Source organism: Streptomyces noursei ATCC 11455, from assembly GCF_001704275.1.
Lineage (GTDB): Bacteria > Actinomycetota > Actinomycetes > Streptomycetales > Streptomycetaceae > Streptomyces > Streptomyces noursei.
The window spans coordinates 4,067,140-4,081,411 of the sequence record NZ_CP011533.1 but is presented as its reverse complement, the minus strand read 5'-3'; the positions used below and the strand labels follow the sequence as shown (position 1 = coordinate 4,081,411).

At 72.8% G+C, this 14,272-nt stretch carries 11 protein-coding genes; 4 read left to right on the top strand and 7 right to left on the bottom strand.

The genetic code is table 11. From position 1 onward, the window contains the following. Positions 1 to 16: 16 nt before the first annotated feature. From SNOUR_RS16960 to SNOUR_RS16950, 3 genes are all read right to left on the bottom strand, one after another. Positions 17 to 433: a PPOX class F420-dependent oxidoreductase gene (locus tag SNOUR_RS16960; protein ID WP_039633716.1), complete on the bottom strand. Its 417-nt coding sequence runs from the start codon at positions 431 to 433 to the stop codon at positions 17 to 19. Positions 434 to 637: 204 nt separating this feature from the next. After that, positions 638 to 1,756 (bottom strand): phosphoserine transaminase, encoded by a 1,119-nt coding sequence (serC, locus tag SNOUR_RS16955; protein ID WP_067347900.1) that lies wholly within the window; start codon positions 1,754 to 1,756, stop codon positions 638 to 640. A gap of 116 nt (positions 1,757 to 1,872) precedes the next feature. Next, entirely contained in the window at positions 1,873 to 2,892 is a 1,020-nt protein-coding gene (locus SNOUR_RS16950) for a helix-turn-helix transcriptional regulator (protein ID WP_067347897.1), read from the bottom strand. 95 nt (positions 2,893 to 2,987) lie between these two features. On the opposite strand from SNOUR_RS16950, the gene SNOUR_RS16945 reads away from it, so the two are divergent. Further along, positions 2,988 to 4,505 carry an FAD-binding oxidoreductase gene (locus tag SNOUR_RS16945; protein WP_174717878.1) on the top strand — a complete coding sequence of 506 codons (1,518 nt, stop codon included), beginning with the start codon at positions 2,988 to 2,990 and terminating at the stop codon, positions 4,503 to 4,505. A gap of 94 nt (positions 4,506 to 4,599) precedes the next feature. On the opposite strand, the gene SNOUR_RS16940 is transcribed toward SNOUR_RS16945, so the two are convergent. Continuing rightward, positions 4,600 to 4,800, bottom strand: coding sequence for a hypothetical protein (locus tag SNOUR_RS16940; RefSeq protein ID WP_067347894.1), 201 nt, complete (start codon positions 4,798 to 4,800; stop codon positions 4,600 to 4,602). An 84-nt stretch (positions 4,801 to 4,884) separates the two neighbouring features. Between SNOUR_RS16940 and SNOUR_RS16935 the strand changes: the two genes are divergently transcribed. Further along, positions 4,885 to 7,986: an FAD-binding and (Fe-S)-binding domain-containing protein gene (locus tag SNOUR_RS16935; protein ID WP_312632603.1), complete on the top strand. Its 3,102-nt coding sequence runs from the start codon at positions 4,885 to 4,887 to the stop codon at positions 7,984 to 7,986. 19 nt (positions 7,987 to 8,005) lie between these two features. On the opposite strand, the gene SNOUR_RS16930 is transcribed toward SNOUR_RS16935, so the two are convergent. Beyond that, the gene (locus SNOUR_RS16930) at positions 8,006 to 8,857 is read right to left on the bottom strand and encodes a LysR family transcriptional regulator (RefSeq protein ID WP_067347892.1); all 852 of its coding nucleotides are present in this window, start codon (positions 8,855 to 8,857) and stop codon (positions 8,006 to 8,008) included. A 197-nt stretch (positions 8,858 to 9,054) separates the two neighbouring features. Here SNOUR_RS16930 and SNOUR_RS16925 point away from each other — a divergent pair, with 197 nt between their 5' ends. Then, positions 9,055 to 9,951 carry an EamA family transporter gene (locus tag SNOUR_RS16925; protein WP_376738589.1) on the top strand — a complete coding sequence of 299 codons (897 nt, stop codon included), beginning with the start codon at positions 9,055 to 9,057 and terminating at the stop codon, positions 9,949 to 9,951. 669 nt (positions 9,952 to 10,620) lie between these two features. Here SNOUR_RS16925 and SNOUR_RS16920 read toward each other — a convergent pair. After that, entirely contained in the window at positions 10,621 to 10,860 is a 240-nt protein-coding gene (locus SNOUR_RS16920) for a hypothetical protein (protein WP_067347890.1), read from the bottom strand. A gap of 725 nt (positions 10,861 to 11,585) precedes the next feature. Here SNOUR_RS16920 and SNOUR_RS16910 point away from each other — a divergent pair. Further along, positions 11,586 to 12,926: an NsdA family TPR-like regulatory protein gene (locus tag SNOUR_RS16910; RefSeq protein WP_079142729.1), complete on the top strand. Its 1,341-nt coding sequence runs from the start codon at positions 11,586 to 11,588 to the stop codon at positions 12,924 to 12,926. Between the two features lie 61 nt (positions 12,927 to 12,987). Here SNOUR_RS16910 and SNOUR_RS16905 read toward each other — a convergent pair whose 3' ends face one another. Further along, entirely contained in the window at positions 12,988 to 13,998 is a 1,011-nt protein-coding gene (locus SNOUR_RS16905; protein ID WP_067347886.1) for an ETX/MTX2 family pore-forming toxin, read from the bottom strand. Positions 13,999 to 14,272 lie beyond the last annotated feature (274 nt).

The window sequence follows — 14,272 nt, the reverse complement described above, 5'->3', positions numbered from 1 at the left end:
GGCCGTCCACCGCGACCTACGCCGACGGCGGTTCCTCGTCGATCAGCCGCAGCTCGTAGTGGAGCGTCGGCTCCCGCCGCAGCCGGTGCACGAGCGGCACCACCAGCCCGTGGATCAGCGGGTACTTGCGCGTCAACGACCGTTCCGCGCGCCGGTATTCACGGGTGGCCGGGTCCAGCAGCCGGGCCCGGGCCCGGACGGTGGGACCGGTGGGCCTGCCGCGCCAGGTCGAGGCGCAGAACTCCACCTCGGGGAAGTTCCGCATCCGCCTGACCTTCCAGGCGCTGCCGAAGGTGCGGAAGTAGGCGTGGTCGCCGTCCACCGCGAAGTTGACCGGGGTGTCGACGCCGGTGCCGTCCTTCTTGTACGTGGTCAGCAGGATCGTCCCCTGGTCTTCGAAGGGGGCGAGGCCGGGGCTGGGAGAGGTCCGCATGCCTCCATGGAGACACATCCGGACCGTTTCGTCGCGTCGCGTTACGCCTCGGCGCGCTGCGTCCGGCGCGGCGGCCGGTGCGGCGGCCGGTGGCGATGCGCCCGTTCGGGGGTGCGGCGGGCTCCGGGCCCCGGCATGCGGAAGGGCCCCGGTGGGGCGCTGCGCGCCGTGCCGGGGCCCTTCCGCGTCGGTGCGGTGGTGCCGTCAGAGCCGGCCGACCACGTAGTCGATGCAGGCCGTCAGCGCCTCGACGTCCGCCGGGTCGATCGCCGGGAACATCGCGACCCGCAGCTGGTTGCGGCCGAGCTTGCGGTACGGCTCGGTGTCGACGATGCCGTTGGCGCGCAGCGCCTTGGCGATGGCCGCCGCGTCGATGTCGGCGCTGAAGTCGATCGTGCCGATGACCTGCGAGCGCTTGGCCGGGTCGGTGACGAACGGGGTGGCGTGCTTGGAGTCCTCGGCCCAGCCGTAGAGGATGCGCGAGGAGGCGGCGGTGCGGCCGACCGCCCAGTCCAGGCCGCCCTGGCCGTTGATCCACTCCAGCTGCTCGTTGAGCAGGAAGAGGGTGGCGAGGGACGGGGTGTTGTACGTCTGGTTCTTCAGGGAGTTGTCGATCGCCGTGGGGAGCGAGAAGAACTCCGGGACGTGGCGGCCGGACGCGTGGACGGCGCGGGCGCGCTCCAGGGCGGCCGGGGAGAAGACGCCGAGCCAGAGGCCGCCGTCGGAGGCGAAGGACTTCTGCGGCGCGAAGTAGTAGACGTCGGTCTCGGTGATGTCCACCGGGAGGCCGCCGGCGCCGGAGGTCGCGTCGACCAGCACCAGGGCGCCCTCGTCGGCGCCGGCCACCCGTCGGATCGGGGCCGCGACACCGGTCGAGGTCTCGTTGTGGGTGAAGGCGTAGACGTCCACGCCGGCCTCGGCGACCGGCTCCGGGTGGGTGCCCGGGTCGGCGGAGATGACGGTGGGTTCGGCCAGCCACGGCGCCAGCTTGGCGGCCTTGGCGAACTTCGAGGAGAACTCGCCGAACGAGAGGTGCTGCGACTTGTTCGCGATCAGACCGTGCGTCGCGACGTCCCAGAAGGCGGTGGAGCCGCCGTTGCCGAGGACGACCTCGTAGCCCTCGGGGAGCTGGAAGAGGTCGCGCACGCCCTGCCGCACCTTGCCGACCAGGTTCTTGACCGGGGCCTGGCGGTGGGAGGTGCCGAGCAGGGAAGTACCGGTGGCGGCCAGCGCGTCGAGCGCCTCCGTACGCACCTTGGAGGGGCCCGCGCCGAAGCGTCCGTCGGCGGGCTTGAGGTCAGCGGGGATCTCGATATCAGCCACGGGGGCAGCCTAAAGGGTCGCACGGGGGCCCGGCGGAGCGTCCAGCCGGTGAGATGACGGGCGGTCGGAGTGTGGACGCGTGAGGTGACCGGGGCCGCACCGGCGGTCACCGCCGGCTACGGGCGGTCCGCCGCGTAGAGGTCCCCGAGTGCCGCCGCGGCGTCGGCCAGCACCCGGCGGGCCTCGGGCGGGTCCAGCACCTCCAGGGAGTCGCCGAACTGGAGCAGTTGGCGGACGGCGGGGAGCACCGGGTAGCCGAGTTCCAGGATCGCCCAGCCGTCCCCGGCCCCGTCCGCAACGTCCGCCCTGTACTCCCCGGGTGTCCCGTGCTCCCCGTCCGCCGTCCGAGGCGGTCCGGTCAGCGCGCTGCCGAGGATCCGCACCGCGAGATCCAGCCGCTCCCGGCGGATCCGGGCGGTCACCCGGACCGGTGCCGGCCGCTCCTCCACCTGGCGTCGCAACTGCGCCCAGACCTCGGCCAGTTCCGCGCCCGGCCGCCGCCGCACCGGCGCGTCGGTGACGGTCGCGGACGCCACCCGGTCGGCCCGGAACAGCTGGGGCCGACCGCGCCGGTCGGCGACCAGGTACCAGGTCCCGGCCTTGGCGACCAGCCCGTAGGGATCGACGGTGTACGTGCGCAACCGGGTCTCGCCGCCGTGCCGGTAGCGGATCCGCAGCCGCTGGTCGGTGAAGACGGCGGTCTGCAACTCGTCCAGGTCCGCCGCCGGGCGGGGCCCGCCGAGCCAGCGGTCGGGGTCCACCAGGATCCGGCGGCCGGTCAGTTCGGCGGCCGGGCGGTGCGGGGCCGGCAGCGCCGCCATCACCTTGCGCAGCGCCGAGCCCAGTGCCTCGTCCAGGCCGAGCGCCTGGTGCGCGCCCTGCGCGGCCAGGATGAACAGCGCCCGGGCCTCGTCACCGGTCAGCCCCGTGACGTCGGTCCGGAAGCCGGGCAGCAGCGCGATCCCGCCGTGCCGGCCGCGCTCGGCGTAGACCGGCACCCCGGACGCCGACAGCGCTTCGACATCCCGGTAGACGGTGCGGGTGGAGACCTCCAGGCGCGCGGCCAGTTCGCTCGCCGGAACCCGGCCGCGGGTCTGGAGCAGCAGCAGGATCGAGAGCAGTCGGTCGGCCTTCACCCCCGGTTTATATCCCGCTCCTCGGCCACGTTCTCACTATGACGGCAATCTAAATATGACGGCAGGTGTCAAGTTATTGCCCGAGAGTGCGGCGCATGACGACGACCGACGCACTCGCCACCGCCCCGCTCGACCCGACCGCCCCGCTCGACCCGACCGCCCCGCTCGACCCGACCGGCTCGCCCGCCCCGCTCACCCCGCCCGCCCCGCTCACCCCGCCCGCCCCGGACGCCGTGGCGGACCTCGCGCGGCGGGTCGCCGGCCCCGTGTTCCGCCCCGGCGACGAGGGCTACGACGCCGAGCGGTCCGGCTTCCAGGCCGGCCACCGGCACCGCCCCGCCGTCATCGTCGGCGCGACCGACGCCGCCGACGTGGCCGCCGCGGTCGCCTTCGCCCGCGCCCGGCACCTGCCGGTCGCCGTCCAGGCCACCGGGCACGGCCTCTCCGCCGCCACCGACGGCGGACTGCTGATCAGCACCCGGCGGATGACCGACGTCACCGTGGACCCCGCGACGGCCACCGCCCGGGTCGCCGCGGGCGCCGTCTGGGGCCAGGTCGTCGAGGCCGCCGCCCCGCACGGGCTCGCCCCGCTCAACGGCTCCTCGCCCGGCGTCGGCGTGGTCTCGTACACCCTCGGGGGCGGCGTCGGGGTGCTGGCCCGCACCTACGGGTTCGCCGCCGACCACGTCCGGGCCGTCGACCTGGTCACCGCCGACGCGCGCCGGGTACGGGTGACCGCCGACCGCGACCCCGACCTCTTCTGGGGGCTGCTCGGCGGTGGGCACGGCCTCGGAGTGGTCACCGGCCTGGAGTTCGGGCTGGTGCCGGTGGCGCGGCTCTACGGCGGGCAACTCGTCTTCGGCGCCGAGCGGATCGACGACGCGCTGACCGCGTACCTGCGCTGGACCGGGACCGTGCCGGACACCCTGACCTCCTCGCTCGGCCTGATCGTCTACCCCGACCTGCCGCAGCTGCCAGCCGCGCTGCGCGGACGCCATCTCCTCCAGATCCGGATCGCGTTCACCGGCGGCGCCGAGGAGGGCGAGCGCCTGGTGGCGCCGCTGCGCGCGGTCGGCCCGACGGTCGGCGACGACCTGCGCGAGATGCCCTACGAGGAGTCCCACACCATCCACCGCGACCCCAGCGACCCGCACGCCTACAACGGCGACAACGTGCTGCTCGACGGGTTGGACGCGGCGGCGCTGCACCGGGTGGCGGCGCTGGCCGGGCCGGCCGCGCCGGTGATGGTGGTGACGCAGCTGAACCACCTGGGCGGCGCGCTCGCGACCGGCCCGAAGGGCGGCGCCGGCGCCGGCGCGGTCGGCCACCGGGACGCCCGGTTCGCGCTGCGGGTGCTGTCCCCGCTGGGCGACGCCGACCCCGAGGGCGACCTGGCGACCGTCCGGAAGGTGCACGCCGAGGTGTTGGCGGCCGTGGAGCCCTGGCGGCTCGGCCGCAACGTCAACTTCCTCCTCGGCGAGCAGCGCGGGCGGGCGGACGCCGCGGAGGTGGCCCGCAGCACCCACGGCGCGGCGGCCCGGGCCCGGCTGGCGGACCTCAAGGCCGCCCACGACCCGGAGAACGTCTTCCGCTTCCACCCGTACGAGGCGTGAGCCGTGCCGTACTCCGGCGGCCTCCTGCGCCCGGCCCGCTGCGGGTACGTCTTCCGGCCGTCCGTCCGGCCGTCGCCGACCGGCCCCCGCACGACTAGCTGAAGACGGCCGCCAGGACGATCAGCGCCACGAGGAGGGCGAGCGTCTCCCACCGGGCCGCGCGGCGCAGGGTGTCCAGCGAGGGCAGACCGCCGGACGAACGGTGCGGCTGCCAGGACGCGGCATCGTCCGACGCGTGGTGGGAGACGTGGTGGGCGGTGTGGTGGGAGCCGCCCCCGGAGGTGTCGTCGCTCATGCGTCCACGTTAACCGGCGACACCGTGAGCCACGTTGTCCACAGCCCTTGATCGACCCCCGCCCTTTCCGGGCACTCTGGACTCATGGCTGATCGCAGGGAGACGGACAAGCGGAACGACGACGGATCTGGTGCGGGCGGATCGGGCACCAGTGCATCGGGCACCGGCGGCGGGCGCGGGCGGGCGACCGACCGGGCGGCCGCCGACCGGGCGGACCTGGCGCGTGAACTGGCCGCGGTGGTGCGGGGCGAGGTCTCGGCCACCGCCGGGGACCGGGCGCTGATGACGATGGACGCGTCCAACTACCGGCGGGTCCCGGACGCGGTGGTCGCGCCCCGGGACGCCGAGGACGTCGCCGCGACCCTGCGGGTCTGCCGGGAGCGCGGTGTCCCGGTGGTGCCGCGCGGCGGCGGCACCAGCATCGCCGGGCAGGCCACCGGCACCGGCGTCGTCCTGGACTTCACCCGCCATATGCGCCGGATCGTCGCGCTGGACCCCGAGGCCCGCACGGCCGTCGTCCAGCCCGGCGTCGTCCTCGACGACCTCCGGGCCGCCGCCGCCCCGCACGGGCTGACCTTCGGCCCCGACCCCTCCACCCACAGCCGCTGCACCCTCGGCGGCATGATCGGCAACAACTCCTGCGGCTCGCACTCCGTCGCCTGGGGCACCACCGCCGACAACGTCCACACCCTGGACCTGCTCACCTACGGCGGCGAGGCGGTCCGGGCCGGCCGCGGCACCGACCCCGAGGGCCGCCCCACCGGCCTCCCGCCCCGCCTGCGCGACGGCGTCCAGGCCCTGGTGGGCCGGGAGTTGGCGCTGCTGCGCACCGGCTACCCCACCGGCCTCCCGCGCCGCATCTCCGGCTACGCACTGGACGCGCTGCTCCCCGAGGCGGGCACCGACCTGGCCCGCGCCCTCACCGGCAGCGAGGGCACCCTCGGCGTCGTCACCGAGGCCGCCGTCCGACTCGTCGAGACCCCCGCGGCCCGCGCCCTGGCCGTCCTGGCCTACCCCGACGAGAGCGCCGCCGCCGAGGCCGCGCACACCCTCCTCCCGGGCTCCGCATCCAAGGGCTTCGAATGGAGCGGAGGCGGAACGCAGTGGAGCCGTCCGCTGACCGTCGAGGGGATGGCCGCCGACCTGGTCGGCAAGGACGCCGCCGGGCTGCCCGACGGCGGCGCCTGGCTGTTCGTCGAGATGGGCGGGGCGAGCCGCGCCGAGGCCGCCGCCCGCGCCGAGGCGCTGTGCCGTGCCGCGACCGCGGACGGTGCCACCGGCCACGCCCTCGTCGCCGACCCGGCCGGCCAGCGCGCCCTCTGGCGGATCCGCGAGGACGCCTCCGGCACCGCGACCCGGATGCCCGACGGCACGGAGGCATGGCCCGGCTGGGAGGACTGCGCCGTCCCGCCCGCCCGACTCGGCCCGTATCTGCGGGACTTCCGCGCCCTGCTCGCCCAGCACGGCCTGCGCGGCACCCCCTACGGCCACTTCGGCGACGGCTGCATCCACGTCCGGATCGACTTCGACCTGCTCACCCCGCCCGGCATCCGCCGCTTCAGGGACTTCTCCACCGACCTGGCCGCCCTGGTGGTGGCGCACGGCGGGTCGCTCTCCGGCGAGCACGGCGACGGCCAGGCCCGCGCCGAACTCCTCCCCGCGATGTACGGCGACGAACTGGTCGGCCTCTTCGGCGCGTTCAAGGACCTCTGGGACCCGGCCGGGGGCCTCAACCCCGGCATGCTGGTCCGCCCCGCCCGCCTCGACGACAACCTCCGCTTCGCCCCGCTGCCGAAGGGCCCGGTCCCGGTGGAGTTCGGCTACCCGCACGATCACGGCGACTTCCCGGCCGCCGTCCGCCGCTGCGTCGGCGTCGCCAAGTGCCGTACCGAAAAGCTCGGTTCGGGATCGTCCGACGTCATGTGCCCGTCGTACCGCGCCACCGGCGAGGAGCGGCACTCCACCCGCGGACGCGCCCGGCTGCTGCACGAGATGCTCGCCGGCGAGGTGATCACCGACGGCTGGCGCTCCCCGGAGGTGCGCGACGCCCTCGACCTCTGCCTCTCCTGCAAGGGCTGCCGCAGCGACTGCCCCGTGGGGGTCGACATGGCCACCTACAAGGCGGAGTTCCTGCACCACCACTACGCGGGCCGGATCCGCCCCGCCGCCCACTACGCCATGGGCCGCCTGCCGCAGTGGCTGCGCGCCGCCGCCCCCGCGGCGCCGCTCCTCAACGCCCTCGCCCGCACCCCGCTCGCCGCGGTCGCCAAGCGGCTCGCCGGGATCGCGCCGGAGCGGGAGATCCCGGCGCTGGCGGGGGAGACGTTCCGGCGCTGGTGGTGGCGCCGGCGCGCCGCCGGGGGCGCGCCGACGGGCGGCCGGACCGTCGTCCTGTGGCCCGACACCTTCACCGACCACCTGTCCCCGGAGGTGGGCCGGGCCGCCGTCCGCGTCCTGGAGGCCGCCGGACTGCGGCCCCTGCTCCCGCCCACCGCGCCCCTGGCGAAGCGCCCGTCGCTCCCGCTGCCCCGCCGCCACCGCCCCGGCCTGTGCTGCGGCCTGACCTATGTCTCCACCGGCCAGCTCACCCGGGCCCGGGCCGTCATGCGCCGCACGGTCGAGGTGCTCGGCCCCCTGGTGCGCCCCGACCGCCCCCTGGTCGTCCTCGAACCGAGCTGTGCCGCGGCGCTCCGCACGGACCTGCCGGAACTCCTCTCCGACGACCCCCGGGCCGCCCGGCTCGCCGCCTCCGTCCGCACCTTCGCCGAGGTCCTGGAGGAACTGGCCCCCGACTGGACCCCGCCCCGCCTCGACCGCCCCGTCGCCGGCCAGACCCACTGCCACCAGCACGCGGTCCTCGGCGACGCCGCCGACCGCCGACTCCGCGAACGCGCCGGCCTGACCGGTGACTTGAGCGGTGGCTGCTGCGGCCTGGCTGGCAACTTCGGCTTCGAACGCGGCCACTACGACGTCTCCGTCGCCTGCGCGGAGGACCAACTCCTCCCCGCCGTGCGCAAGGCGCCCCCGCACACCGAGATCCTCGCGGACGGCTTCTCCTGCCGGACCCAACTCGCCCAACTGGGCGAGCGCCGGGGACGGCACCTGGCGGAGGTACTGGCGGAGGCCCTGGACGCGGAGGCCCTGGAGGCGGGGGAGCCGGGGAAGGGGGGTGCGGCCGGGGAGTGAGGTGGCCGCCCAGCCCCGCCTAGCCCATGACCTCGTGGGCCAGGGCGATCAGGTCCGGGATGCTCGGGTGGCCGGGGCCGGCGCGCCGGGCGAGGACGACGGGGACGGGCGGGGCGTCGGTGAGCGGGACGTAGGCCATCGCCGGGTGCGGGTGCATGCCGGCGGTGGCGGTGGTGGTGACACCCACCGCCCGGCCGCCGGTGATGGCGGCGATCCAGTCGTCGGTGTTGCCGATGGTGATCGTCGACGAGGGGCGGGCGTCGGCGGGCCAGAGGGCGAGGGTGGTGATGCCGGAGACCGTGTTGAGGGCGATGGTGCGGGTGGCGAGGTCGGCGAGCGAGAGGGCGGGGCGGGCGGCCAGGGGGTCGTCGGCGGGCAGGCCGACCACCCGGGGCTCGGTCGTCAGCTGCTCGGTGATCAGGCCGGGGGTGTCGATGTCGCCGCGGAGGAGGGCGGCGTCCACGTCCCCGCGGGCGAGGCCGGCCGTGCGGTCGTCGATGCGGAGGAGTTCCAGCGGTGTCTCCGGGTGCTCCTCGCGCCAGCGGCGCAGCAGGGTGGTGGTGTCCGCGCCGGCCGCCGACCAGGCGTGGCCCAGCCGGAGCGGCCAGCCGGAGCGCCGGCCGTAGGTCAGCGCGCGGTCGAAGGCGGCGACCGCGAGGGCGGCCTGGTCGCGGAAGGCGAGGCCGTCCGGGGTGAGGGCCAGGTGGTGGGTGGAGCGCTCGACGAGGCGGACGTCCAGGGCGTTCTCCAGCTGGCGGAGGGTGCGGGAGACGGCGGGCTGGGTGAGGTGCAGGCGTTCGGCGGCGCGGGTCACGCTGAGGGTGTCGGCGATGGCGAGGAAGCAGCGGAAATGACGCAGCTCGATGCTCATGCGTGCGGAGCATAACAACCGGCGAAAAGGCATTTCACGTGCGGGAACGCGGGTCGTAGCGTGGTGGTGTGAATGCTTCCCCCGTGCCGTTCGGGTCGTCCGCAGAGTCCTCGTCCGCAGCGTCCTCGTCCGCAGAGTCCTCCTCCGGAGCGTTCGACTCCGGGATACCCGGGCCCGTGCCGCCCTCGCCCGAGGTGTTGTCGGCCGAGGCCCGGGCCGCGGCCCACCGGCTGGGCGATACGGGTGCGGCGCGGGCGCGGGGCCGGCTGGTGTCGGTGGGGCTGGTCATCGGCGGGATCGTCTCGCTGCAGTTCGGGTCGTCGGTCGCGGTGCTGCTGTTCCCGCGGGCCGGCGCGCTGGGTGTCGTCACGCTGCGGCTGGTCGTGGCGGCGCTGGTGCTGCTCGTCGCCTGCCGGCCGAAGGTGCGGGGCTACGGGCGGGCGGACTGGGCCACGGTCGTCGCCTTCGGTGTGGCGCTGGCCGGGATGAATTCGCTCTTCTACCAGGCGATCGACCGGATTCCGCTGGGGGCCGCGGTCACCCTGGAGTTCCTCGGACCGCTGATCCTGTCGGTGGCGACGTCGCGGCGGCTGCTGAGCGTGGTGTGGGCGGCGCTGGCGCTGGGCGGTGTGGTGCTGCTGGGGCGCGCGGGCTTCGACGGGCTGAACTTCGCCGGGGCCGGATGCGCGCTGGCCGCCGGTGGGCTGTGGGCCGCCTACATCCTGCTGTCGGCACGGACCGGGCAGCGGTTCCCGCAGGCGGACGGGCTGGCGTTGGCGATGACGGTGGCGGCGGTGCTGAGCCTGCCGCTCGGGGCGCTCACCGCCGGGACGGCGCTGCTCGACCCGGTGACGGTGGGGCTCGGCGCGGCCGTGGCGCTGATGTCGTCGGTGCTGCCGTACACGCTGGAGCTGCTGGCGCTGCGGAAGCTGCCCGCCTCGGGGTTCGCGGTGATGATGAGCCTGGAGCCGGCCGCGGCGGCCACGGCCGGGTTCCTGGTGCTGGGGCAGGCGCTGGGGTGGGTCGAGTTGGTCGCCATCGGTCTGGTGGTGGTGGCCAGCGCGGGGGCGGTGCTGAGCGGGGCGCGTCGCTGAGTCCTTTTCAGGCTTCCCACGTTGTCGGCTTCCCGAAGCCCTTGACGGGTACTTCTGTGACGGGCCTGAGAGAGCCCCGTCCGGAGCCAGCCCGGACGGGACGAGGTAACGCGTTCAGCAGGTCCGGATCACGTCGTCCGGGATCAGTCCCGCGCCGAGCCGTACGGATTGATCGGGACAGGCGTAGACGGCCACTCTTGCGGCTGATCACGGTGCCCCAGCGAGGCACATACGTGCGGGACCCGAGCTCTGAGGATTGATCACAAGGACAGCACGCAGTTCCGTCCGCGCACGCCACGGGGGTGCACGGACGGGACCTTCGGTCACCGCATCCAGGCCGGCTCCAGCGCCCGAACCTCAGAGCAGTACGCGCTCACGATCTTGAAGAACGCTTCAGGGTCGCGATCGACCATCTCTGACAGTTCGCAGTACAGCTTGTATGCCTCCTCCGGCATCTCGTACGGGCAAGTGCCCAAGCTGCACCGCCACCACACCCCCGTAGTGCTGACAAGACGACTGCCGCATCGGGGGCATGGCTGGTCTACGCAGGCTTGCTGGTCCCGCACGGGTAGCAAATCCACCAACCGTCCTGGTTCGGAGTCATCTCCTGCCCGCACCGCACGCTACCCGCGTTTCGTACAGGTCCCTGTTGCACTCCCTTACGCCCCCTCATGACGTGCCCTCCGGACGTTCCGGAGCATCACCGCTCGCCGACCGCAACGCTTCGACGTACTCGGCCACCCCACGCTGCATCTCCGCGAGTTCTTCCTCGGTCAGCGCATCGACCCACGCGGTACGGGCCTTGAGGGCATCGCGCACGGCATCGAGCTGTCGGTACGACTCCCGATACCTGACGTGCCGGTTCCACGCTTGCCCTATCCGGTCGCGCCACTGCGTCCAGGCTGTCATCGCGCCGCCTTCGGGTGCGGATGACGACGCATCTCGATGTTGCAGTCGATCACCTTCGACTCGTTCCCGGCAGCACGGGCCGCTGCCCGCTGCTTCGCCAGAGCGCCGCACACGTCGCATCCGGCCACGGGTTCAGGCTGCGGCAACGGAAACGAGTACCTCAGGTGTACCGGGCCACTCAGGCTCGGCATCAGCACCCCACCTCGACCCCGTGAATCCGACGCGGCCCCGCATCGACGCCGTACGTCGAGAGCCACGGGGCCCGGCACCGCCCCCGTTGCAACCGGCGCTCCCGGCGCTCCCGTGGGGACAGGACATACGGACGGATCAGGGCCACGTCCTCACCCCGCAGCAACCGCCGTTCGACGGGGACGCGGGGGAGGGCGACGGTCGGGATGTCCGGACACTCGGGCATGGGCGGTGCGTCGCCCGCACGATGCCGGCCCCGTGCGGGCGGTAACACCCGCAGCAGCGATGCGAAGATCCGGGCGCTATGTTTGCGCATGTCGTCAACCTCCAGAGGGTTGGTGGCCATGCCCCGGGACCGTGCGGACGGTCGCCGGGGTGTTCCGTATCTGCCGCCCCACGTCTGGTGTGGGGTGACGCTTTGACGGGCGAACTGTGCTCGCTCTAGGCAACTGGCCCGCCACACGCAGCGGTACCGTGGCAACAGGAGTGGTTTTAAAGAGCTTTAAGAGCAGACCAGTCCGAGGAGTTGAGCGCACGTGGGTACGCCCGAACCGAACAGAGGTCTTGAGCGGCTGCACCGCGAGACGGGCTGGACGCTCCGGCAGTTCGCACAGGAGGTCAACCGCATTGGCACCGAACGGCGAACTCCCGTGAAGTACCGGGAGCCGTCCGTTCATCAATGGCTCAAGGGCCATATGCCAAGGGAGGGCACCCGATCGCTGGTCTTGGAAGCCTTGGCCCGCAAGCTTGGTCGCCCAGTCACGCACCATGAGGCGGGGTTCCCACCGCCTCCCGATCACTCGCACGCCCGTCCGGGTGCCGTGGAGGGGCTTGTCGACCTCGGCAGGGGAGACATGGACCCTTCACGCCGCAGTGTCATTGAGGCCGGGCTGTTCTCCGTCGCCCTCAACGTGCCTGGTTGGTCTGACGTGGTCGGCCGAATGGAAGCCGTCCAGACGGGCCAGGTGCAGCGCGTAGGGATGCCGGAAGTCGAAATGGTCATCGCGATGACCGAGCGACTTTCCGACCTCGACGATCAGTTCGGCGGTCGCCATGCTCGGCCGATGGCTGCGGCGTTCCTCGTGAATACGGTCACCCCGTATCTCAGGGCCGATGCCCCGGACCCGGTGCGTAAGGCGATGATGTCGGCCGCATCCGACTTGTGCTACCTCACCGGGTACATGGCGGTGGACGAGGGGGTTCACGGGCTGGCCCAGCAGTACTACGTGAAGGCGCTGGAACTTGCCGGTGCGTCCGAGGACCACTTGACGTACTGCACCACGCTGCGGGGCATGAGTGTTCAGGCGGTGGACCTCGGACACGGGCGACAGGCCATGCGACTTGCCGACGCCGCCGCGTCCGCATCACCGAACGCCGGCCCGAGAATGCGTGCCTTCCTCGCTGGCCAACAGGCCCACGCGTCAGCGCAAATCGGCGACAGCAAAAGCGCCTTGACGTACATGCGCGAAGCTGAGGCGGCCATGGAAAAGGCGGAGTCCCGGGCAAAGGCGTTCGGTTCGTACGACCCGTCGTCGCTGCTGTACCACGTGAGTCAGGTGCGGTATGAACTCGGCGACACGGCCGGATCGATCAGTGCATTGGAGCAGTCGGACCGGCAACGGCATGGTGTATATCGACGCGCACGCGTCCGGCACCGGTGCACTCTGGCCGAGCGTCAGCTGGAACTGGGACACCTTGAAGCCGCCTGCGAGACCTGGAATCTCGCTCTCGACGACTACCCGAGCGTTCAGTCCGGCCGTGCGGACGATCGCGTTCGATCCATGTACACGCGAATTCGTCCCCACCTCAAAAACCATGCCGCACGGGAACTCTACGAGCGGGCGCGATCGGTTACCCCCTCTTCTTGGCTCGCCTGACGACGCAACGGCCACCCCCGTCACGGAGGTGGCCGTTCGCATGGTCGACGCGGGTGGGGGATCAGCGGCCGGCGTGGATGACCTTCTTGCCGTTCTGGTCGAGGGGGACCGGGATCGACTGGGGCGCGCTGCGCTTCGTGCGGCCGTCGAGGTCCTTCTGCACCACGTTCACGTTGACGGACACGCCCTGGCCCCCGCCGAACTTGCCGCTCGCGAAGGCGTCCACGCCGCCGCCGGTGATCTCGTAGCCGGAGGTGTCGATGATGGCGTGGGCGCGGCAGTCGCGGAAGACCTCCTCGATGGGGACGAACCAGAGCCAGTGGCGGTCCCCGTCGTGGTTGAGATCGACCTTGTCGTTGAACCAGATCGCCACGGCGCCCGTCATGCTGACGGTGGCCGTCCAGTTGATGTCGTACTTCTGGGTGCCGATGACGAGGGACGCCTCGATCGCCGACTTGGCCGGGATCTTGATCGGGAGGTCGACGCCCCAGTTCTGGATCTCCTTGTGGGCGTACTCCTGGGTGGAGGAGAGGTTGGTCTCGATGGAGGTGGTCTCGGAGACCTTGGCGACGGCCGGGATCTCGGCCGAGACCTCCATGGAGATGCCGATCTTCAGTGACTCGGTCACGGAGATGCGCAGGTCCTGCTCGGTCGTCTTGGTCTGCTTGTAGGTGACCTGCTGCTCGACCGAGGAGCCGTTGCGGTAGTTGGTGGTGACGGAGCTGACCTGACCCGGTATGGGCGTGGGGGCGCTGGGGTCGTAGGTGATGCCGCGGTATTCCGTGCCGACCTGGTACTTGTGGTAGTCGCCCAGTTCGCCGCGCTTTCCGTAGTCCGTGGACGCGGTGAAGCGGCAGCCGTTGGAGGCGGGGAACCGTTCCCGGGCCATCCACTTCCCCCACTCGTCGGTGATGTCCTGGAGCGAGCGGGCGGCCGCCTTGCGCTGCGGGGCGTTCGGCCTGCCGGGCGCCGCGAGCGCGGTGCCGGCGGTCGAGAGGGTGACGGGGACGGCCGCCGCGAGGCCGGCGACGGGTACGGCGGCGAGGAGGCGCCGTCGGGAGACATGGCTCATGAGGGTCCCAATCCGAGGGGGCGGAACGAGGGAATCGTCTTGGGAAGCCATGCAATCGGTGATCTTCCGCCGCACATAGGGACTTTGGTCCTGAGTCGTGGCGTTGCCGGGCAACCGGGGTATGCGCAGGTCGGGTCGTCTGCCCGTGGCTTCCGCGCCGGGCCGGGCACCGTGGCGCGGCATGGCAAGAAATCATGCATGCGTGCTTGATTGTTTCCCGGTGCGCTGCCACCCTCGGTTCTCGCATCACCGCAGCTGTCAACGTGCCCTGTCC

Coding starts and splice junctions, on each gene's coding strand:
- SNOUR_RS16920 (WP_067347890.1), bottom strand. CDS start 10,860: ATGACAGCCTGGACGCAGTGGCGCGACCGGATAGGGCAAGCGTGGAAC.
- SNOUR_RS16935 (WP_312632603.1), top strand. CDS start 4,885: ATGGCTGATCGCAGGGAGACGGACAAGCGGAACGACGACGGATCTGGT.
- SNOUR_RS16905 (WP_067347886.1), bottom strand. CDS start 13,998: ATGAGCCATGTCTCCCGACGGCGCCTCCTCGCCGCCGTACCCGTCGCC.
- SNOUR_RS16930 (WP_067347892.1), bottom strand. CDS start 8,857: ATGAGCATCGAGCTGCGTCATTTCCGCTGCTTCCTCGCCATCGCCGAC.
- SNOUR_RS16945 (WP_174717878.1), top strand. CDS start 2,988: ATGACGACGACCGACGCACTCGCCACCGCCCCGCTCGACCCGACCGCC.
- SNOUR_RS16940 (WP_067347894.1), bottom strand. CDS start 4,800: ATGAGCGACGACACCTCCGGGGGCGGCTCCCACCACACCGCCCACCAC.
- SNOUR_RS16960 (WP_039633716.1), bottom strand. CDS start 433: ATGCGGACCTCTCCCAGCCCCGGCCTCGCCCCCTTCGAAGACCAGGGG.